The 19,822-nt window shown below is 72.8% G+C and carries 20 protein-coding genes; 9 read left to right on the top strand and 11 right to left on the bottom strand.

Annotated elements, in window-relative coordinates; translation table 11 throughout:
* Positions 1–29 precede the first annotated feature (29 nt).
* Positions 30–1,013 carry a small ribosomal subunit Rsm22 family protein gene (locus tag ADK65_RS22055; protein ID WP_053672065.1) on the top strand — a complete coding sequence of 328 codons (984 nt, stop codon included), beginning with the start codon at positions 30–32 and terminating at the stop codon, positions 1,011–1,013.
* 23 nt (positions 1,014–1,036) lie between these two features.
* Here the strand turns inward: ADK65_RS22055 and ADK65_RS22050 are convergent, their stop codons facing one another.
* Positions 1,037–2,374 carry a S28 family serine protease gene (locus ADK65_RS22050; RefSeq protein WP_053672064.1) on the bottom strand — a complete coding sequence of 446 codons (1,338 nt, stop codon included), beginning with the start codon at positions 2,372–2,374 and terminating at the stop codon, positions 1,037–1,039.
* Between the two features lie 131 nt (positions 2,375–2,505).
* Positions 2,506–2,715 carry a DUF6243 family protein gene (locus ADK65_RS22045; RefSeq protein ID WP_199825676.1) on the bottom strand — a complete coding sequence of 70 codons (210 nt, stop codon included), beginning with the start codon at positions 2,713–2,715 and terminating at the stop codon, positions 2,506–2,508.
* A 111-nt stretch (positions 2,716–2,826) separates the two neighbouring features.
* Here ADK65_RS22045 and ADK65_RS22040 point away from each other — a divergent pair, with 111 nt between their 5' ends.
* Positions 2,827–3,468, top strand: a complete 642-nt coding sequence (locus tag ADK65_RS22040) for a TetR/AcrR family transcriptional regulator (protein ID WP_053672063.1) — start codon at positions 2,827–2,829, stop codon at positions 3,466–3,468.
* On the opposite strand, the gene ADK65_RS22035 is transcribed toward ADK65_RS22040, so the two are convergent.
* Complete coding sequence (locus tag ADK65_RS22035; protein ID WP_053672264.1) at positions 3,447–4,304, bottom strand: glycerophosphodiester phosphodiesterase; 858 nt, start codon at positions 4,302–4,304, stop codon at positions 3,447–3,449. The two genes, ADK65_RS22040 and ADK65_RS22035, sit on opposite strands and share 22 nt — an antisense overlap.
* A 207-nt stretch (positions 4,305–4,511) precedes the next feature.
* Here ADK65_RS22035 and ADK65_RS22030 point away from each other — a divergent pair, with 207 nt between their 5' ends.
* Entirely contained in the window at positions 4,512–5,249 is a 738-nt protein-coding gene (locus tag ADK65_RS22030; protein WP_053672062.1) for a bifunctional DNA primase/polymerase, read from the top strand.
* Between the two features lie 70 nt (positions 5,250–5,319).
* On the opposite strand, the gene ADK65_RS22025 is transcribed toward ADK65_RS22030, so the two are convergent.
* The 4 genes from ADK65_RS22025 to efeO form a co-directional block, all read right to left on the bottom strand.
* A complete protein-coding gene (locus tag ADK65_RS22025; RefSeq protein WP_053672061.1) occupies positions 5,320–6,312 on the bottom strand; it encodes a hypothetical protein in 993 nt (330 codons plus the stop codon).
* Positions 6,313–6,561: 249 nt separating this feature from the next.
* Positions 6,562–7,395, bottom strand: a complete 834-nt coding sequence (efeU, locus tag ADK65_RS22020; protein ID WP_053672060.1) for an iron uptake transporter permease EfeU — start codon at positions 7,393–7,395, stop codon at positions 6,562–6,564.
* 4 nt (positions 7,396–7,399) lie between these two features.
* The gene (gene efeB / locus ADK65_RS22015) at positions 7,400–8,641 is read right to left on the bottom strand and encodes an iron uptake transporter deferrochelatase/peroxidase subunit (protein WP_053672059.1); all 1,242 of its coding nucleotides are present in this window, start codon (positions 8,639–8,641) and stop codon (positions 7,400–7,402) included.
* A 2-nt stretch (positions 8,642–8,643) separates the two neighbouring features.
* On the bottom strand, positions 8,644–9,792 hold the full coding sequence (efeO, locus tag ADK65_RS22010) for an iron uptake system protein EfeO (RefSeq protein ID WP_053672058.1): 1,149 nt from the start codon (positions 9,790–9,792) through the stop codon (positions 8,644–8,646).
* Positions 9,793–10,078: 286 nt separating this feature from the next.
* Here efeO and ADK65_RS22005 point away from each other — a divergent pair, with 286 nt between their 5' ends.
* The gene (locus ADK65_RS22005; RefSeq protein ID WP_053672057.1) at positions 10,079–10,723 is read left to right on the top strand and encodes a PhzF family phenazine biosynthesis protein; all 645 of its coding nucleotides are present in this window, start codon (positions 10,079–10,081) and stop codon (positions 10,721–10,723) included.
* A gap of 62 nt (positions 10,724–10,785) precedes the next feature.
* Here the strand turns inward: ADK65_RS22005 and ADK65_RS22000 are convergent, their stop codons facing one another.
* Together ADK65_RS22000 and map are read right to left on the bottom strand one after the other, a co-directional pair.
* Positions 10,786–11,433, bottom strand: a complete 648-nt coding sequence (locus ADK65_RS22000) for a heme oxygenase (biliverdin-producing) (RefSeq protein ID WP_053672056.1) — start codon at positions 11,431–11,433, stop codon at positions 10,786–10,788.
* 108 nt (positions 11,434–11,541) lie between these two features.
* Positions 11,542–12,399, bottom strand: coding sequence for a type I methionyl aminopeptidase (gene map, locus ADK65_RS21995; protein WP_053672055.1), 858 nt, complete (start codon positions 12,397–12,399; stop codon positions 11,542–11,544).
* Between the two features lie 58 nt (positions 12,400–12,457).
* Here map and ADK65_RS21990 point away from each other — a divergent pair, with 58 nt between their 5' ends.
* Positions 12,458–12,691 carry a hypothetical protein gene (locus tag ADK65_RS21990; RefSeq protein WP_031105401.1) on the top strand — a complete coding sequence of 78 codons (234 nt, stop codon included), beginning with the start codon at positions 12,458–12,460 and terminating at the stop codon, positions 12,689–12,691.
* A gap of 87 nt (positions 12,692–12,778) precedes the next feature.
* On the opposite strand, the gene ADK65_RS21985 is transcribed toward ADK65_RS21990, so the two are convergent.
* The gene (locus tag ADK65_RS21985) at positions 12,779–13,381 is read right to left on the bottom strand and encodes a hypothetical protein (RefSeq protein ID WP_053672054.1); all 603 of its coding nucleotides are present in this window, start codon (positions 13,379–13,381) and stop codon (positions 12,779–12,781) included.
* A 250-nt stretch (positions 13,382–13,631) separates the two neighbouring features.
* Here ADK65_RS21985 and npdG point away from each other — a divergent pair, with 250 nt between their 5' ends.
* Positions 13,632–14,351 (top strand): NADPH-dependent F420 reductase, encoded by a 720-nt coding sequence (gene npdG, locus ADK65_RS21980; protein WP_053672053.1) that lies wholly within the window; start codon positions 13,632–13,634, stop codon positions 14,349–14,351.
* A gap of 72 nt (positions 14,352–14,423) precedes the next feature.
* Positions 14,424–14,603, top strand: coding sequence for a hypothetical protein (locus tag ADK65_RS21975; protein ID WP_053672052.1), 180 nt, complete (start codon positions 14,424–14,426; stop codon positions 14,601–14,603).
* Positions 14,604–14,612: 9 nt separating this feature from the next.
* Here the strand turns inward: ADK65_RS21975 and ADK65_RS21970 are convergent, their stop codons facing one another.
* Positions 14,613–15,413, bottom strand: a complete 801-nt coding sequence (locus ADK65_RS21970; RefSeq protein WP_053672051.1) for a site-2 protease family protein — start codon at positions 15,411–15,413, stop codon at positions 14,613–14,615.
* A gap of 104 nt (positions 15,414–15,517) precedes the next feature.
* On the opposite strand from ADK65_RS21970, the gene ADK65_RS21965 reads away from it, so the two are divergent.
* Together ADK65_RS21965 and ADK65_RS21960 are read left to right on the top strand one after the other, a co-directional pair.
* Positions 15,518–16,225 (top strand): DUF6578 domain-containing protein, encoded by a 708-nt coding sequence (locus tag ADK65_RS21965; RefSeq protein WP_053672050.1) that lies wholly within the window; start codon positions 15,518–15,520, stop codon positions 16,223–16,225.
* A 290-nt stretch (positions 16,226–16,515) separates the two neighbouring features.
* The gene (locus ADK65_RS21960; RefSeq protein ID WP_053672049.1) at positions 16,516–19,803 is read left to right on the top strand and encodes a BTAD domain-containing putative transcriptional regulator; all 3,288 of its coding nucleotides are present in this window, start codon (positions 16,516–16,518) and stop codon (positions 19,801–19,803) included.
* Positions 19,804–19,822 lie beyond the last annotated feature (19 nt).

Raw genomic sequence — 19,822 nt, 5'->3', positions numbered from 1 at the left:
CCCCGGCCACCTCCTCGTAGAATCGCCGGGTGAACGCCCCCGCACCCCCGGCCGAAAACCTCCGTGCCGCCCTTGCCGGTCTGCTCGACGGGCTGCCGCCCCGGCAGGCCTCGCAGGCGGTCGAGCGGCTGATCGCCAGCTACCGGGGGGACACCCCGACCGACGCCCCCATCCTCCGGGACCGGGCCGACGTCGCCGCCTACGCCGCCTACCGGATGCCCGCGACCTTCGAGGCCGTGCGCTCGGCGCTGGAGGCGTTCGCGGAGACCGCGCCCGAGTGGGTGCCCGGCGGGCACACCGATCTCGGCGGCGGCACCGGTGCCGCCGCCTGGGCCGTGAGTGCGGTGTGGGGCGGGGAGCGGCCCGTCACCGTGCTCGACTGGGCGGAACCCGCGCTCGCCCTGGGCCGCGAGATCGCCGCGGCCAACCCGGAGCTGAAGGACGTCCGCTGGCAGCGCTCCCGGATCGGGGCGGCGCTGACCCTGGAGAGCACGGACCTCGTCACCGTCTCCTACGTCCTGAACGAGCTGACCGCCGCGGACCGCACCGCCCTCGTCGACGCCGCCGCTGCCGCCGCCCAGGCCGTCGTGATCGTCGAACCCGGCACCCCCGGCGGTTACGCCCGCCTCATCGAGGCCCGGGACCGGCTGATCACCGCCGGTTTCCGGATCGCCGCGCCCTGCCCGCACAGCGCCGCCTGCCCCATCGCCCCCGGCACGGACTGGTGCCACTTCTCGGCCCGCGTCAGCCGCTCCTCCCTGCACCGCCAGGTCAAGGGCGGCTCGCTCGCCTACGAGGACGAGAAGTTCGCCTACGTCGCCGCCGCCCGCTTCCCGGCCGAACCGGCTGCGAACCGCATCGTCCGGCGCCCCCAGATCCGCAAGGGCCAGGTCCTCCTCGACCTGTGCGAGAGCGAACCGTCCCTCCGTCGCGCCACCGTCACCAAGCGCCACGGCGACCTGTACAAGGCTGCCCGGGACGCCGACTGGGGAGACGCCTGGCCGCCCTCCTGAGCTTCTGCCGGATACGCCCGTGCTCAACTCGCCCAGCGGACCAGTGCGTCCTGTGCCCACGCCCGGTCGGCGGGGGACAGGTCCGCGAGGTCGGCGCCGTGGTTTCCGCCCCGCACCCACAGCAGCCGTGAGTCCGGCCCTCCGGGACGGAAGTGCTCGGCGACCGCGGGGTCCTGGGTGCCGTTGACGAAGAGCATCCGGCTGCCCCGCCGCCGTACCCAGCGGTCGATGTCGGGCATGGCGGCCCGGTCGAAGCGCAGAGGGACGTCCCGGGGGACGAAACTGCGCGGTTCCGCGGCGCCCGGGTGGCGGAGCAGGTCGGTGAGGTGGGCGGTGGGGAGGCTGCCGTACCCCAGCTGCGTGCCGATCTGGTACCAGTACGGGATGTAGTTCCGGGCCGTGGTGTCGGCGTACAGCGCCAGGCCCGTCGTGTCGTCCAGCCAGGCGTACAGCTCGTCGTCCGTGGCCCCGGGGCCGGGGATCGTGGCGATGTCGGCCGGGGTGCCGCGCTGCCAGAACATGAACGGCACGCGCAGGACGGCGATCTCGAGTGCCTTGTCGGCGTTGCCGACGAGCCGGAAGGTGTCGCCGGTGGCGGTGGCCCAGGCCTCGTAGCGGGCGACCATCTCGGTCCGGCGCAGCAGGATCGCCCGCTGGACCGCCGCGAGGGCCTCCCGGGCGGCCGGGGTGCCGACCGTCTCCAGGAAGCGGAGGTACGCGGAGTCGTCGTGGTCGTCGACGTTGTCGGGGGCCGAGTAGACCAGCGTGCCGTTCACGTCGTGGGGGTGGAAGCGGCGGTGGTAGACGCTCGTCATGCCGCCCTTGCTGCCGCCCGTGGAGATCCACGCGCCGGGGTAGAGGCGGCGGAAGAGCCGGACCACGCGGTGGTGGTCGTCGGCGGCCTGCCGGATGGTGAGGTGGGTGTAGCCCGGGTCCGCGGGGCGTGAGGTGCCGAAGTAGCGGTGCTCGACCTGGAGCTGGTTGGCGCCGAGCAGGACCGCCGGTTCGGTCCGCCGTGGGGTGAGGACCGCCTGGTAGCCCGTGCTGAACAGCACGGTGGGGCGGTCGGCGGCGGTGTGCAGCAGGGTGAGGCGCTGCTCGAAGGTGCCGGCGGCCGGGTTCGTGTGGTCGACCGGCTGGCGCAGCCCCAGGACGAAGTGCCGGTATCCCGGTTCGGCGTCGTGCCGCTCCTCGACCAGGCGCAGCCCGGGCAGGGCCCGCAGCCCGTCGGCCACGTCGGCGTCCCCGGGACGGGCCGGTGCCGCCGCTCGCGCGAGGGGGGCCGCCGTGGTGGCGAGGCCCGCCGCCGGGAGGGCCGTGGCCGCCGTGGTGAGCAGCCGTCGTCTGGTCCATGCGGTCATGAGCCGAGTCCTCCCGGGTGTCCTGGGGCGGGTGTCCGCCGGTCGCGGGCCGCGACCGCCTCAGTACATCCGCCGGACCGCCCGGGAGGATCCCGCACGCGGGGGTCCGCTCTCCCCCGCGCGGGGGAGGCTCACGACGCCGCGCCCGCCGTACCCCCCTGCCGCGCGTCCTGCTGCTGCCGTTTCTCCTGGAGCTTGCGCAGCAGCTCGCGCTTCTGGGCCTGCGGGTCGAGACCGCCGCCGATCCGGCCGCCCCGGCCGCCGCCGCGCAGCTCCCTGCGGCCGAGGTTCTTCCGCGATCCGCCGACACCCAGCATGTTTCCGGCTCCGCCTCGGGTCATCTCGGGCTCCTTCCGTAGCCGTCCTCTTCGAGCGACGAGACGGTTCGTCTCGCACGCTGCGCTCAACTGTCCGCGAGACGCTCCGTCTTGTCAACCTGATAAATTCGGCCCATGGCCGTCCAGAAGTCCACCCAGCCCGCCTCCGGCAAGCCCGCCCCCGACTCCACCCGGCGCAGCGAGAAGTCCCGCCGCGCCATCTACGACGCAGCCCTCGCGCTCGTCGTCGAGGTCGGCTATCCGAAGACCACCATCGAAGGCATCGCCGCCCGCGCCGGCGTCGGCAAGCAGACGATCTACCGCTGGTGGTCGTCCAAGGCGGACGTGCTGATGGAGGCGTTCCTCGACCTGGCCGAGCAGTCCGCGCCGGACGCCGGGCCGGAGCCGTACGTCTTCCCGGACACCGGCGACCTCGCCGCCGACGTCAAGGGCGTGCTGCGCGCCACCGTCGATCAGATGCGCGACCCGAAATTCGATGTGCCGTCCCGCGCGCTCGCCGCCGAGGGTGTCGTCAACGAGCAGCTCGGGCGCGAGCTCGTCTCCAAGCTGATGCAGCCCTCACTCGACCTCTACATCGGCCGGCTGCGGGCCGCGCAGGAGGCCGGCCAGGTGCGGCCCGAGATCGACCCGCGCATCGCGCTGGAGTTCTTCATCTCCCCGCTCGCCCAGCGCTGGCTCCAGCACACGGGCCCCATCTCCCACGAGTACACCGACACCCTCGTCGACTACGCCCTTCACGGCCTGGCCCCGCGCTGAGCGGCCCGGGCGAGGCGCCCCGGCGCGTCCGTGATCACACCGTCGCAGCCCAGCGCCAGCACCCGGTCCCGCTGGGCGTCCGTCACCACCGTGTGCGCCCACACCCGCGCGATGCCCGAGTTCACCGCCCGCACCAGATCCGCGTCGCGCGCCCGGTGGTCCACGTCCAGCAGGTCCACGTACGACCGCCAGCGCTCCGGACGGTCCGTGCGCAACTGCTGCGCCGAGCGCCACAACTGCGAGAGCAGGCCGAGGCGGTGGACACGCCGGGCCACCTCGGGGTCGTTGGAGTTCACGAACACCGAGCGGGTCAGGCCACGGGCCCGGATCAGCCCGGCCAGCCGGTCGAGGCTGCGCGGGTCCTTCGCCTCCAGCATCAGCACGATCCGCCCGCCGAAACGATCGAGCACCTCGGCGACCGTCGGCGGCCGCTCCGACCGCCAGCTGCCCGGGAGCCTGTCCTTCGGCCGCAGCCGTACGCCCCGCCACTCCCGGGCGTCGAGGCCGCGCACCGCGCCGCCCTGATAGGTGGTGCGGTTCAGGGTCTCGTCATGGAACACCACCGGCGTGCCGTCGCGCAGCAGCCGCGTGTCGAAGTCCAGCACCTGCGCCGTCCCGCGCTCGTACGCGGTCGCCAGCCCCGTCATGCTGTTCTCGGGGACCTCACGCGCGCCGCCGCGGTGCGCGACGTACGTGATCCGGGGCAGGGCGGCCACGGTCAGCGGACCCGCGCCCCACTCCAGCGGGGCCGGGGCGCGGCCGCCGGGCCCCGACAGGGCCAGCGAGACCACGGACGCCACGGAGGCCAGACCCGACAACGCGATCCTTGTGACCATGGCGACCACGGTAGGGCGCCATGTCATGTCAAAGCGGGCAATGACACCCGATCACGGTGGAGTGTGGGGCTCGCCGCTCTCCTCCCGCCCGGTGCGCTGTGGGTGGTGCGTCCTGCCTGTCCTGGATGTGGGCACTGGCCCCCCGGTGCGCGGGAAGATGGGACGATGAGGCATGCTGTTCGGCACGACGGCGAGGCGAGGGGATAGATGAGCGCGGAGTTCGGCGGCCGGAACGGCCTGCAGGGCAAACTCACCCAGTGGCTGCGCGCCGGGCGCCGGCCGAAGGAGACCGCCGGGGACGGCGGCCGTGAGGCCCTGCTGCTCGCCGCCGCCGGCGCGGGACTGCCCCTCGCGCCCGCCGCGCACCCGGCCGGCTACCGCTGCTCCTGCGACCGGGTCGGCTGTCCCACCCCCGCCCGGCACCCGGTGTCCTTCGCCTGGCAGACGCAGTCGACCACCGACCGTGCCCAGATCGAGCGCTGGGCGCGACATCAGCCGCAGGCCAACTTCATCACCGCGACCGGCATGGTGCACGACGTCCTCGACGTGCCCCTCGACGCCGGTCGCGACGCTTTGGAGCGGCTGCTCGCCGCCGGTGTCGAGGTCGGGCCGGTCGCCGAGAGCGACGACGGCCGCCTCCTCTTCTTCACGCTCACCCGCGGTACGCCCGAGGACGAGGACGAGTGGTGGCCGTGCGAACTGGACTGCCACCCCGAGACGATGGACGAACACCCCGGGCTGCGCTGGCACTGCCGGGGCTCCTACGTCCTCGTGCCGCCGGCGCGGCTGCCCGGTGAGGAGCAGGCGGTGCGGTGGGTGCGCGGGCCCGAGCACGCGCTGCCGGATCCCCTGAGCCTGCTGGAAGTGCTCACCGAGGTCTGCGGACGGTACGTGGGCGAGCACACCGGCCGTTCCGACGAGGCGGCCTGGCCTCTGCGGCACTGAGGCCTGTCGGCGACCGGGCCGTGAGGGCCTGGGGGTACGGCTCGGGTCGCGGCCCGGGGCGCGACCCGGGCTACGAGCCCTCCGCCGAGGTCAGTCCCTGGATCCGGCCCAGGATCGTCACCTTGCCCGGGCCCCTGGGGTCCAGTGCCACCTCGTTGGAGACGAACTCCATCGTGAGGGACTGCTTGATCTCGCCCTTCGTCAGGGCCAGGACGTCCTTGTTGGGGGCGGGGACGGAGGTTCCCGCGTGGGCGGTCTGCTTCTCGTAGTGGCGGGTGGTGAAGAACACCAGGGCCCCGCCGTCCGCCGTGCGCAGCGCGAGCGGTGCGTAGTCGCCGTTGGTCAGCGGCTCGTCGATGTACTGGGTGACCATGCCGGGCTTCTTGCCGTTCTTCTCGCGCAGAGCACGCCACTGGCTGGTGTGCGCGCCCTCCGCGAAGGTGTCGCCGCCGTTCTTCAGGTACGTCGCGTACGTCCGGCTCAGGCCGCCGGGGTCGGCGGCCAGGCCGGTGGAGTTCGCGGGGACGGACTCGGCCCAGCCGTCGGAGTCCTCCTTGAACTGCGGGACCTTGTCCGGGGCGACGAGCGTCAGGTACGCCACCTGGAAGGGGTCGTCCAGGCTGCTGCGGGTGAAGACCAGGAGCCAGCGGGCGGTGCCGCCCTTGTTGCCGGCCGCGTCGGCCACGAACCAGCGGGGCCAGCCGGCCTTCTTCGGGATCGTGAACTTCGCGTCCGTCAGCTTCAGGGGGGTGTGGCGCGGGTTGCCGTCCGGGTTGTTGACCTTCCCGGCTTTGAGGCGGGCCGAGTCGATGTCGGCGAGGGCGCCCGTGGTGCGGTCGGCGTCCAGGGTGCCGTCGTAGGCCTTGTCGGCCTCGTTGTACGCGGTCGTGAACTCCTGGAGGGCCTGGGCGGCTTCGGCGCGGGTCGTGGACGGGAGGACCTCCCGTTCGCCGTGCACGACGACGCATCCACTGGCCGTCAGCGACAAAGCGGTCGCCGAGGTTGCTATGAGGGCGCTCCGGGCGGGCCTGCGGAGCGTTCGAGGGTCGCGATCCCTGCTCATCGGGTACCTTCACCTTCCCCTTTCCGGAGGCGAACCCTACCGGGTGCCTCCGGCGGTCGGGCCGGGGGTGGGGTGGGGGTGCGCGTCTTCGCGTGCCGTGGGGTGGTCGGTCGGGGCCGCGCCGGGGGGTGCGCTCTGTCCAAGCTGCGGGCATGCGTGCCGCCTGGGGCGGCACGGGTGGGCGCAGGCGGCACCCCGCTCCGCCGGGCTGCGGACCCACCCGGCCTCAGTGCAGGCCTCAGCGGCTCGTCACACCTTGTCGCGCACCGGAGTTGGGGTCGTGGTGCGGACCGGGGCCAGGAACAGGGCCAGGGTGGGGATCAAGTACAGGAACCAGACCGCTACTTGGAGGATCGTGGGGTCGGGCTGGAAGTTGAGGACGCCCTTGAGGAGCGTGCCGTACCAGCTGTCCGGGGGGATCGTGCCCGAGATGTCGAAGGCCTTGTCGGTGAGGCCGGGCAGGAAGTCGGCCTCCTGGAGGTCGTGGACGCCGTAGGCCAGGACGCCCGCCGCGACGACCACCAGCATGCCGCCGGTCCATGTGAAGAACTTCGCCAGGTTGATGCGCAGCGCGCCCCGGTAGAACAGCCAGCCCAGGAGGATCGCCGTGAGGAGGCCCAGGGCGACGCCCAGCAGGGGACGCGGTGTGCCGTCGCTCGCCGCGTGGACCGACGCCCAGACGAACAGGGCCGTTTCCAGGCCCTCCCGGCCCACTGCGAGGAAGGCGGTCGCGACCAGCGCGCCCGTGCCCATGGCCAGTGCCGCGTCCAGCCGGCCGTGCAGCTCGGACTTGAGGTGACGGGCCGTGCGGCGCATCCAGAACACCATCCCGGTCACCAGGCCGACCGCGAGGATGGACAGGGACCCGCCGAGGGCCTCCTGGGCCTGGAACGTCAGTTCCTGTGAGCCGAACTCGAGGGCGCAGCCGAAGCCGAACGCCAGGGCGATCGCGACGGCTATGCCGGCCCAGATCGGCTTCAGGGCGTCCCTGCGGTCCGTCTTGACCAGGTAGGCGATCAGGATGCAGACGACGAGGCTGGCCTCCAGGCCCTCGCGCAGACCGATCAGGTAGTTGGAGAACACCGGCTCAGGCCTCCTTGGAGAACAGCGTGCGGCCCCACCAGTCGTCCTTGTCGCGGACGCCCGGCGGGACGGCGAAGAGGGCCGAACCCACGTGCTGGATGTACTCGTTGAGCGCGTCCGCGGCCAGGCTGCGCTGGATGGGGATGAAGCCCTTGCGGACATCGCGCTGGTAGGCGAGGAAGAACAGGCCCGCGTCGAGGCGGCCGAGGCCGTCCGTGCCGTCGGTGAAGGAGTAGCCGCGGCGCAGGATCGTCGCACCGTGGTTGCTGTCGGGGTGCGCGAGTCGGACGTGCGCGTCGGGCTTCATCGCCTTCAGGAACGGCTCGTCGCGCTCCTTGGCCTTGCCGACCGGGGCGCCCTCGCCCTTGTCGCGGCCGAAGATGTCCTCCTGCTCCTGCAGCGAGGTGCGGTCCCAGGTCTCGATGTGCATGCGGATGCGGCGGGCGACCAGGTAGCTGCCGCCCTCCATCCAGGACGGGCCGTCCTTGCCGTCCACCCAGACGAACTTCTTCAGGCGGTCCGTCTCCGTGCCCGCGATGTTGCGGGTGCCGTCCTTGAAGCCCATGAGGTTGCGCGGTGTCTGCGCCTCGGGCGTGGTGGAGGAGGTCTTGCCGAAGCCGAGCTGCGACCACTTGATGACGACCTTGCCGAAGCCGATGCGGGCCAGGTTGCGGACGGCGTGGACCGCGACCTGGGGGTCGTCGGCGCAGGCCTGGATGCACAGGTCGCCGCCGCTGCGGTTCTTGTCGAGGTTGTCGCCCGCGAACTTCGGCAGGTCGACCAGGGCCTCCGGGCGGCGGTCCGCGAGGCCGAACTTCTCGAACAGGGACGGGCCGAAGCCGATCGTGAGGGTCAGTCGGGAGGGCTTCAGGCCCAGTGCCTCGCCCGTGTCGTCCGGGGGTGCCTCGGCCAGACCGCCGTAGGCGCCCTCGCCGACCGCGTGTCCGGCCGTCATGCGCCGGGCCGCCTCGGTCCAGTCCTTCAGCAGCCGGACGAAGGCCTCACGGTCGTCGGTCGTCACGTCGAACGCGGCGAAGTGCAGGCGGTCCTGGACCGGGGTGGCGATGCCCGCCTGGTGGGGGCCGTGGAAGGCGATCGCCGAGCCGGCCGACGCCGGTGCGGTGTCGTCCTCGGTGCGGGCCATCGCCACCGCGCCGCCCGCCGCGGCCGCGCCGAGCGCCAGGCCCGCGCCGCCCCAGCCGAGCAGGGAACGGCGGCTGGGGGAGGGGGAGTCGGTGTCCGTCATCGTTACTTCACCACCGCCGCGGCGAGCTTCGACAGCGGCTCCGCCAGGGCGTTGACCGCGTCCGAGAGCTCCTTGCGGTCGGCCTTGCCTACCTTGTCGTAGGAGGTGAAGTCGTACGACGTGCTGTTCGGGCGGTACCGGTCGAGCAGCTTGTCCAGGGCCGCGAACTGCTCGTCGAGTTCGGTGACGAGGGCGGCGTCGTTCTCCTTGGCGACCGGCTTCAGCAGGTCGTAGGACTTCTGCGCGCCCTCGACGTTGGCCTTGAAGTCGACCAGGTCGGTGTGCGAGTAGCGCTCCTCCTCGCCGGTGACCTTGCCGGTGGCGACCTCGTCGAGGAGTTCCTTGGCGCCGTTGGCCATGGAGGTGGGGGTGATCTCGGCCGTGCCGACCCGGTTCTGCCAGTCCTTCAGGTCCTTGATCAGCAGGTCGGCGAGGTCCTTCTCGCGGGTGCCGATCTTCTTGTCCTGCCAGAGGGCCTTCTCCAGGCGGTGCCAGCCGGTCCAGTCGGTGGCCGGGTCCTGGCCGTCCTCCAGGCCGTCCTCGCGGACGTCGACCTTGGGGTCGATGTCACCGAACGACTCGGCGACCGGCTCGGTGCGCTCCCAGCCGATGCGGGAGGGGGCGTACGCCTTCTTCGCCGCCTCCAGGTCACCGTCCTTGACGGCCTTGGCGAACGCCTCGGCCTTCGGCAGCGTCTCGTCGGCCTGCGCCTGGGCGTAGGCGCGGTAGGCGGCGACGGCCTTGTCCAGGCGCGGGTCGCGCTGGACGGCCTTGCCGCCGGTGGCCTTGACGGCCTGGCGGATGCCGTCGCCCTTCATGCCGGGCTTGCAGGCGATCTGGTACTCGCCCGCCTTCACCTCGGCGGTGACCCGCTGCTTGGTGCCAGGGCCTATGTTCTCCCGCTCGGTGACCACACGGTCGTCGGGGAACAGGACGTAGACCTCGGTGACCTTGGAGCCCTTGTTCTCCACGGCCAGCTCGACGTGCCCGGCCGGGAACTCCTTCTTCGACACCTGGCACTTGTCGTCGGTCGCCGTCACGTTGATCACGTGGTCGCCGTCCTTCGCGTCGCTCTTCTCGGTGCAACCGGTGACAGCGGCCAGGGCCGCCGCGGCGGCGATGACGACGGAAGCGTGACGGGCGGGTCGCATGTGGGCTCCAGGAGAGAGGAAGGTGAGGCTCACCTAAGGGCAGCACATAAGGATGACCTAAGTGGCTCAAAATCGCTCCCATGGTTGAGTCAAGGGAAGGTCAAAGGTCGCGTTTCGAGGCCAGGGAGCCCGGTGTCTGCCCTGACATGTCCGGCGCACGGGGGCGTGACCTGATGCACACGGGCCACGCGGAAACACTCTTCGTGCTCCGTGTGGCCACCGCGTCACCGGCGTGCGCCCTTGCCCGGGGCGCCCCCTCCACTCGGGCGATGCTTGAATTCCCCTCGTGACTGACTACGACGTGCTCCGTGTCTTCTGCGGGCCGAACGGTGGGTACGGCAACGAGCTCGGGGTCGTGCGCGAGGGCTCCGTGATGCCGGAGCGGGACGAGCGGCAGGCGTTCGCGGCGAAAGCCGGGTTCAGTGAGACCGTGTTCGTCGACGACCCCGAGCGCGGAGTGATCGACATCTACACGCCCACCCTGCGCCTGCCCTTCGCGGGGCATCCCTGTGTGGGGACGGCATGGCTGCTCGACGTGCCCGAACTGGTGACACCCGCCGGGGTGGTCGGGGCCCGGCAGGACGGTGAGTTCTGCTGGATCGAGGCCCGGGCGGAGTGGGCGCCACCGCGGACGCTGCGGCAGTGCGGCGGCGCCGCCGAGGTCGACGACCTGGCCGTGCCGCCGCCGGGGGAGTCGGTGTACGCCTGGGCGTGGGAGGACGAGCCGGCCGGGCGGATCCGGGCCCGGGCCTTTCCCGGCCGGGGCGACGGCATCGACGAGGACGAGGCCACCGGAGCCGCGGCCCTGCTGCTCACCGACCGGCTGGGCCGGGCCCTCAACATCACCCAGGGTGCGGGCTCCCAGATCCTCACCGCCCCCCAGCCGGGGGGATGGACCGAGGTCGGCGGGCGGGTCCGCCTCGAACGCTGACCCGGGCGGAGTGCGTCCGTACGGGGAGGGGGTGACCTGCCGTGCGTGTCGGGCCCGCCCGTTCACGCCGTGAGCGGGAACTCCGCACCCAGCGCCTCGAACATCCGGTTGTTCAGCCCGTACGCCCGCTTGCACTCGGCCACGACCCGCTGCCGCTCCAGCTCGTCACCGGGCAGCGCGTCCAGCAGCTCGCAGTAAGTCCGCTTGAAGGCGGCCGGGTTGGGGATCTCCTCGAAGACGTAGAAGCGCACCCCGTCGCCCTTCCTCGAAAAGCCCCACGTCTTCTCGGCCGTGTCGCGGATGATCTGCCCGCCGGAGAGGTCGCCCATGTAGCGGGTGTAGTGGTGGGCGACGTAACCGGCCGGCCAGGTGCGGGCGCAGGCGCTGATCCGCTCCGCGTACTCCAGGGTGGCCGGCAGCGCGCTGACCGTCGTGCGCCAGCCGGGGCCGCGCAGATGCTCCAGGTCCTGCTCCAGTGCCGTCACGCGGAACAGCTCCGGACGGACGAAGGGGCCGGCCACCGGATCCGCGGCCAGCCGCCGGGCGCCGGACTCCAATGCCCCGTACACGAACCACAGCTGCTCCGTGTAGCGCGCGAACGCGTCGAGCCCCAGCTTCCGCCCCAGCAGGTCGCCGATGAACGTCGAGCCTCTGACCTCCTCGTGCTGCTCGCGGGAAGCCGTCCGAAGGAGCGTCGAGAAGGATTCCATGCGCACACTTTTCCCGACGCGGTGTCGGTAAAAACCTCCGTCCGCACGCCCATGCGGAACGGCCCGCCCTCTGCGGGAGAGCGGGCCGTGCGGGGGTGCGGGTGCGGGTTACGGCAGCGTGAGGATCTCCGCGCCGGAGTCCGTCACCACCAGCGTGTGCTCGAACTGGGCCGTCCGCTTGCGGTCCTTCGTCACGACCGTCCAGCCGTCGTCCCACATGTCGTACTCGTGTGTGCCGAGCGTCAGCATCGGCTCGATCGTGAACGTCATGCCGGGCTGGATGACGGTCGTCGCGTGCGGGCTGTCGTAGTGCGGGATGATCAGGCCCGAGTGGAACGACGAGTTGATGCCGTGCCCGGTGAAGTCCCGGACCACCCCGTATCCGAAGCGCTTGGCGTACGACTCGATGACCCGGCCGATGATGTTGATCTGCCGGCCCGGCTTGACCGCCTTGATCGCCCGCTCCAGGGACTCCCGGGTCCGCTCCACCAGCAGCCGCGACTCCTCGTCGACGTCACCCACCAGGTAGGTGGCGTTGTTGTCGCCGTGCACACCGCCGATGTACGCCGTCACGTCGAGGTTGACGATGTCGCCGTCGCGCAGGACCGTCGAGTCCGGGATGCCGTGGCAGATGACCTCGTTGACGCTCGTGCACAGCGACTTGGGGAAGCCGCGGTAGCCCAGCGTCGAGGGGTAGGCGCCGTGGTCGCACATGTACTCGTGCGCCGCCTTGTCCAGCTCGTCCGTGGTCACCCCGGGGGCGATGAGCTTCGCGGCCTCCGCCATCGCCCGCGCCGCGATCCGGCCGGCCACGCGCATCGCCTCGATCGTCTCGGGCGTCTGCACCTCCGGTCCGGTGTACGGCGTCGGCGCGGGCTTGCCGACGTACTCGGGGCGGCGGATGTTTCCGGGCACGGAACGGAGGGGGGACAGCTCCCCCGGGACGAGCAGCGACTGGCCAGACATGCCAGCGAGTCTAACCAGCGGCCATGGGGGAACATGACGATGGCGAGAGGAGCTGGTCATGGCCCTGTTCAAGAAGCGCACGGTCGGCAAGCCGGGCGAGTGGTACTACTGCCTGGAGCACAAGAAGGTCGAAGAGGGGCCGGAGTGCCCCAACAAGGACCGGTTCGGGCCGTACGCCTCCCGCACGGAGGCCGAACACGCGATGGCGACCGCCCGCGAGCGCAACCTCCAGTGGGAGAACGACCCCAAGTGGCACGACGCACCGGCGGGCAGCCGGGACGACGAGAGCTGATCCCGCCGGCGCCCGGGTCCGTGACAGCCGCGGACCCGGGCGTTCGCGATGGCCGGAGGCCCCGGCTCGCAGCGGAACGGCAGGACCTCACCAGCGGGCCGGTGGAGGTGCCGTCAGGTGCTCCGCCAGTCGCGCCACCCGGTCCCGCAGCCTGCGCCGCCCCCGCGGAGTGGGCAGGGCGTTCTCCCCGGCCGCCGCACTGACCAGGTGCTGCACCGTGTCGAGGTCCAGCTCCGAGCCGTCGGGGACCGCCAGGGTCTCGTGCGCCAGGGACGGGAGCTCGCCCGGGCCGGGGCCCAGGGCCAGGACCGTCGCCCCGGCGCGACGGGCGTCGGACACCCGTTCCAGGAGTGGTGCGGCGGGCCCCTCGGGGGCGACCACCAGCAGCGTCTCCCCCCGCCGGGCCGCCTCGAGCCGGCCCAGACCGACCGCCAGATGCGTGGGATCACAGGGGCGCGCGTCGTGCCGTACCAGGGTCGGGGCCAGCTCCGGCGTGCCCGACCAGGCGGCCTCGTCCACCAGGTGCGCGGCCAGATGCCACGGCTCGTAGTCCCGCGTGCCGACCAGCAGCAGCCCGCCCCCGTGCGACACCACCGAGCCGCGCAGCGCCCCGGCGAACCGCCGCGTGGCCCCGAGCCACTCCGTCCCGGCGAGCACTTCCCGCAGCAACGCGACCCGTACCGCATCCATGGAGCCGCATCCTGCCCCCCAGCGGTCACCCGTGACGTCGGGTTCGCTGCGCGTTCGCCCGGGCTGGGGAGGGCGACCGGTCACCTGTACCCCCGTCGAACGACCGGAGCAGCGTGCCCCTCACCGGGACCGCCGCCCCTCGCGAGACCGGTGACCTCGCAGCCCACGACGCGAGCACCTTCCGGCGGATGCCCGTGACGGGGCCGACCTGAGCCGCCCGGCACGACGGCGCGGTCGTAGAGTCGGGGCCATGACCTCTACCGACAGTGCTGCCACCGACAACGCCCAGAAGGCGCCCGCCAAGGACCCCTGGGACCTGCCCGACGTCTCCGGACTCGTGGTGGGGGTGCTCGGCGGGACCGGACCGCAGGGCAAGGGCCTGGCCTACCGGCTCGCCAAGGCCGGCCAGAAGGTGATCATCGGCTCACGGGCGGCCGACCGTGCCCAGGCAGCCGCCGAGGAACTCGGCCACGGCATCGAGGGCGCCGACAACGCCGAGACCGCGCGCCGCAGCGACGTCGTGATCGTCGCCGTGCCGTGGGACGGCCACGGCAAGACCCTCGAGTCCCTGCGCGAGGAACTGGCGGGCAAGCTCGTCGTCGACTGCGTCAACCCGCTCGGGTTCGACAAGAAGGGCGCCTACGCCCTCAAGCCGGAGGAGGGCAGCGCCGCCGAGCAGGCCGCCGCCCTGCTGCCGGACTCCCGGGTCACGGCCGCCTTCCACCACCTGTCGGCCGTGCTGCTCCAGGACCCGGAGATCGACGAGATCGACACCGATGTGATGGTGCTCGGCGAGGTGCGGGCGGACGTGGAGATCGTCCAGGCCCTGGCCGGCCGCATCGCCGGGATGCGCGGTGTCTTCGCCGGACGGCTGCGCAACGCCCACCAGGTGGAGTCGCTCGTGGCCAACCTGATCTCCGTCAACCGCCGGTACAAGGCGCACGCGGGGCTCCGCGTCACCGACGTGTGAGCCGGTGAGGTGCATGGGGGACACTGGACGGCATCAGCAGTGCCGCAGTGTCCCCCGACAGGAGTCGACCCCATGCCCCGCCTCGCCCTCTACGCCCTGATCCTCTGCGTCCTGTCCGTGGCCGCGGCCGTGGTCTCCTTCGTGGAGGGCAGCTGGCTGGGAATCGTCTGGGTGCTGCTCGCCGGGCTGTCGTCCAACATGGCCTGGTACTACCTGAAGCGCGCCAGGGCACAGAAGTCGGTCACCCACTGACCGCTTCCGTCACGGGGCCGCCTGGCAGAACTCGTTGGAGCCCTGCCAGAAGCGGTACAGCTCCTGACCGCAGTACGTCTCGAAGTCACTGATCCCGAGGGACTTCAGGATCGTGTCGATCACGTCGAAGAAGACGCCGTTCACCGCGGGCAGCCACAGCAGCGCGAACACGAACAGCAGCCCGAACGGCGCGAACGGCTCCACCTGGCGGCGGACGTTGTACGACAGCCAGGGCTCGATCACGCCGTAGCCGTCCAGCCCCGGAACCGGCAGGAAGTTCAGCAGCGCGGCCGTCACCTGGAGCAGCGCGAGGAAGGCGAGGGCGAACCGGAAGTCGTTCGGTACGCCGTCGAGCGCGTCCAGCCAGAACGGGGCGGTGCAGACGACGGCGAACAGCACGTTCGTCAGCGGGCCCGCCGCCGAGATCAGGCTGTGCTTCCAGCGCCCCTGGATCCGCCCCCGCTCGATGAACACGGCACCGCCGGGCAGCCCGATACCGCCCATGATCACGAAGATCACCGGCAGCACGATGCTGAGCAGCGCGTGGGTGTACTTCAGCGGGTTCAGGGTCAGATAGCCCTTCGCGCCGACCGAGATGTCGCCGCTGTGCAGGGCGGTGCGCGCGTGCGCGTACTCGTGGAGGCACAGCGAGACGATCCACGCCGCCGTCACGAACAGGAACACGGCGACACCGGGCTGCTCGGCGAACCCGGTCCAGGTCGCCCATCCCGTGACCGCCGTCACGGCGAGGATCCCGACGAACACGGGACTGATCCGCCGCTCGCTGTGGCGGGTGGTGGCGGTGGTCATGGGGCTCCCTGCACTCATCGACACGGGGTGGGACGGCCCGACGGTACCGGGCGCAGAGGAAAAACGTCTCGCGCGGGGCGGTCGGTTCCGGGGAGGGTGGGGGAATGGGGCTGTGGCACGTGATCTACGAGGACTGGCAGATGGAGTGCTGCGGCACGCCCTTCTTGGTGGGGGACGAGGTCGGCTGGCCGCTGCTCCTGGAGGATGCCGGCCAGGTGTTCGGCGGCGGCTGGCACGACCAGCTCAGCAAGGTGTGCGGGCCGGTGGAGGACGTCGGCGGCGTCCGGGTCGTGCGGGGGGAGACCGGCCTCACGGCCGCCCTGGGCGGGGGCCCCGACGACGGGGAGGACCGGCGGCCGAAGCCGGGGGGCCGGATCCGGTCGGTGGGGCTGCTGTCCGTCGAGCGGCATGGCGCGCGGTGGCCCGAGACCGGTGGGCGGGTGCGGGCCGTGCAGGTGCTCACGCAGGCCTACGCGGAGACCGCGCCCGGCTCGCGCACGTGGCAGCCGGTGGCGGGGGAGCGGCGGCTGCGGCTGGTGGAGCGGTGCCCGGAGTGGTTCGGCGAGAGGCGGGAGGAACAGGGGCGGCAATGGCGGGATTCGGGCGTGGTGGTGACCCTGGAGGTGCCGGGTACGGACTCCTGGCTCTCCCACGCCCTGCGCGAAGCCCGGGGAATCCCTCACCGGGACGCCGTGCCCGGCGCGGAGACGGAGGGCCTGCCCGCGGCGGAGCTGGCGGTCCTGCTGGAGAAACTGAGCACGGCGGCGACCCCGCCGAAGCACCGCGACCGGCCGAGGCGCCGGCATGGGTGAACGCGGTGCCGCCCCTCCCCGCCTCGCCACCATCGGCCCTCACACGGCGTACGGGTCGTGGCTCGGCACGGACGCCGAGGTGAGCGCGACCTCACCGAAGGCCATGAGGAAGCTGCGAGTGGACCGTCCGCGGCTCACGTCGCGGCCGGCCGCGCCCCCGGCACGCTGCCGAGACGTCCCTCACGAGCCGTCCGCCTCCGCGGGCCGGTCCGCGGGGGCCCGTCACACATCCCCACCAGCCGTCGCCGCGCCGTCGGGCCGTCGTGACCGCTTACATGTCACCGGAGACAATGGACCCCGTGCGCTACCGCATCCTCGGCACCACGCAGGCGCTCCGCGACGACGGGACGGTTCTTCCGGTCGGCGGGGCGCGGTTGCGTGCGCTGCTGACCGTGCTCGCGCTGCGGGCGGGCCGGACCGTGCCCGCCGGGCTGCTCGTCGACGAGGTGTGGGGCGGGCAGCCGCCCGCCGACGCGCCGGGGGCACTGCAGGCGCTGGTCGGACGGCTGCGCAGGACACTCGGCGCGGACGCGATCGCCTCCGTCGAGGGCGGGTACCGGCTCACCGCCCCGCCCGACGACGTCGACCTGCACCGCTTCGAACGGCTGGCCGGCGAGGGGCTGCGGGCGCTGTCCGACGGCGACCCCGCCAAGGCCGCCGTGGTCCTCGACGACGCCCTCGCGCTCTGGCGCGGCCCGGCCCTCGCCGACCTGCCCGACCGCGCCGCCGAAGCGACCCGCCGGGACGCCCGCCGCCTGGACGTGCTGCGCGCCCGCCACACCGCCGCCCTCGCTCTCGGCCGGGCCGAACAGTCCCTGCCCGAACTGACCGCCCTGTGCGACGGCCACCCGTTGGACGAACCCCTCCAGGCCCTGCGTCTGCGCGCCCTGCGGGACGCCGGCCGTACGGCGGAGGCCCTGGACGCCTACGAGGACGTGCGACGCCTCCTCGCCGACCGTCTCGGCGCCGACCCGGGGCCGGAACTGCGTTCCCTGCACGCGGAGTTGCTCCGCCTCGGCGAGGCTCCCGCCCCGCTGCCCGCAGCCGGGGGGCCGGGCAGGTCCGCCGGGAACCTCCGGGCCCGGCTCACCTCCTTCATCGGCCGGGAAAGCGACATCGAGACCATCCGCGGGGATCTCGCGGCGGCCCGGCTGGTCACCCTGCTCGGACCCGGCGGCGCCGGGAAGACCCGTCTGTCGCAGGAGGCCGCCGAGTCCGTGCGCGAGACCATGCGCGGCGGCGTGTGGCTGGCCGAACTCGCCCCGGTCGACGACCCCGACGCCGTCCCCGAGGCCGTGCTCACCGCCCTCGGCGCCCGCGAGACCGTGCTGTACGGCGCGAGCGCCGAGGGCATCCGCGCCGCCGTCGGCGACCGGCTCGACGACCCCGTCGAACGGCTCGCCGAGCACTGTTTCCGGCCCCGCATGCTGCTGATCCTCGACAACTGCGAGCACGTCGCCGACGCCGCCGCCCGCCTCACCGAGGAGCTGCTGGCCCGCTGCCCCGACCTCACCGTGCTGGCCACCAGCCGTGAACCGCTGGGCGTGCCGGGGGAGTTGCTGCGCCCGGTGGAGCCGCTGCCCGAGCCGGTCGCGCTGCGGCTGCTCGCCGACCGGGGCGCGGCGGCCCGGCCCGGCTTCCGGATCGAGGACGACCCGGAGGCGTGCGCCGAGATCTGCCGGCGCCTCGACGGCCTGCCCCTGGCCATCGAACTCGCCGCCGCCCGCCTGCGGATGCTCACCCCCCGCCAGATCGCCGACCGGCTCGACGACCGCTTCCGTCTCCTCACCTCCGGCAGCCGCACCGTCCTGCCCCGCCAGCAGACCCTCCGGGCCGTCGTCGACTGGTCCTGGGACCTGCTCGACGAGGACGAACGGGACGTCCTGCGAAGACTGTCGGTGTTCGCCGGCGGCTGCGACCTGCCCGCCGCCGAGGCCGTGTGCGGACCGGCCGCCCTTCAGGCCCTCGGCTCCCTCGTCGACCGCTCCCTGGTCGTGGCCGCCCCGCCCGGCGAGTCCGCCGAGGGGGAGATGCGCTACCGCCTTCTGGAGACCGTCGCCGAGTACGCCGCCGAACGGCTGGACGAATCGGGGCAGCGCGGCGACACCGAACGCGCCCACCTGACGTACTTCCGCGAACTCGCCCGCACCACCGACCCGTTGCTGCGCGGACCCGGCCAGCTCGCCGCGATCCGCCTGCTGGAGCGCGAGTACGACAACCTGCGCATCGCCCTGCGCCACGCCGTGATCCTGCGCGACGAGCAGGAGGCGCTGTGCCTGGCGCTGTCCCTCGTCTGGTACTGGCAGATGCGGGACCTGCGCATCGAGGCCCGCAACTGGTGCCGCGAGGTCATGGCGCTCGGCCCCGACCCGTTCACCGAGCCCGTACGCCCCGCCGCCGCCGTGTGGGAACGCTGCACCGACGCCCCGCCCCCGATGACCGGCGAGATCCTGTGGGAGGCGCGGCGCGGCATCCATCTCGCCCACCTCGCCTGCATGGACACCGAGCTGGAAGCCTGGCAGAACCCGGAGGCCCAGCGGAAGCTGCGCGCCATCGCCGGGACCTACGAGCCCGGTCTGCCGCAGAACTGCCGGCTCCCCGGCCTGCTCTGGTTCTTCGCCGTGATGCTGACCGGCGACATGGACCGGCTGCGCGTCATCATCGACGCGTCCATCCGCACCTGCCGGCAGACGCCGGGCTTCGACTGGGAGCTCGCCTCCGGCCTGCAGATGCGGGCCAACTTCCTCGCCAACCGCACCGACTGGGCCGGCGACGCCGCGCAGGACGCCGACGAGTCGCTGGAGATCTACCGGCGCCTCGGCGACGCCTGGGGCACCGCCGAGGCCCTCTCCGCCCGCGCCGAGGCCCACGAACGCAAGGGCCACTACGCCCTGGCCGCCGCCGACTACGAAGCGGCCATCGCCCACGCCGAACACCTCGGCGCCCGCGCCCAGGCGGCGGTGCTCAGCGCCCGGCTGGGCAGCGCGCTGCTGGAGGCGGGCGACGGCGAGCGCGGTGAGCGGCTGCTGCGCGAGGTGATCGCCCAGCGCGAGGACTCGCACAGCGAGGCCATGCCCGCCGCCCGGCTGTTCCTCGCGGGTCTGCTCGGCATGACGGGACGCACCGCGGAGGCACGCGAGCAGCTGAAGCGGCTGCGCCGGGATTTCCGGATCGCCCACTTCATCGTCTTCGACGCGTTCATCCTCGGCGCGGAGGCCTGGCTGGACGCCGCCGAGAGCCGGTACGAGGAGTGTCTGCACCTGATCCGCAGGGCACTGAACCGGGCCGCCGACCCGCTGTCCACGGCCATCGCGCCCTACATGCGCTCCGGGTACCTGCTCATCGGCGCCTGGGCCCTGGCCGGCCTCGACGGCGGAGGGCGCGCCGAGGACGCGGCCCGCTGTCTGGGCGCCTTCGACGCGCTGCTGCCGCCCGGTCACAGCTCCCAACGGCAGGAGCGCGAGACCCGGCGGCGGGCGGAGCGGCAGGCCCGGGCGCTGCTCGGGGACGAGGCGTACGAGACCGCGTACGCGCAGGGCGGCGGCCTCTCCCTCGACGAGGCCACCGCCCTGCTCTGACGCGGATCCGAGCCGTCCG

It is taken from the genome of Streptomyces sp. NRRL B-1140, assembly GCF_001280065.1.
In the GTDB taxonomy this organism is placed as follows: domain Bacteria; phylum Actinomycetota; class Actinomycetes; order Streptomycetales; family Streptomycetaceae; genus Streptomyces.
The sequence above is the reverse complement of the archived record's forward strand: the minus strand, read 5'-3'. Positions and strand labels throughout refer to the sequence as shown.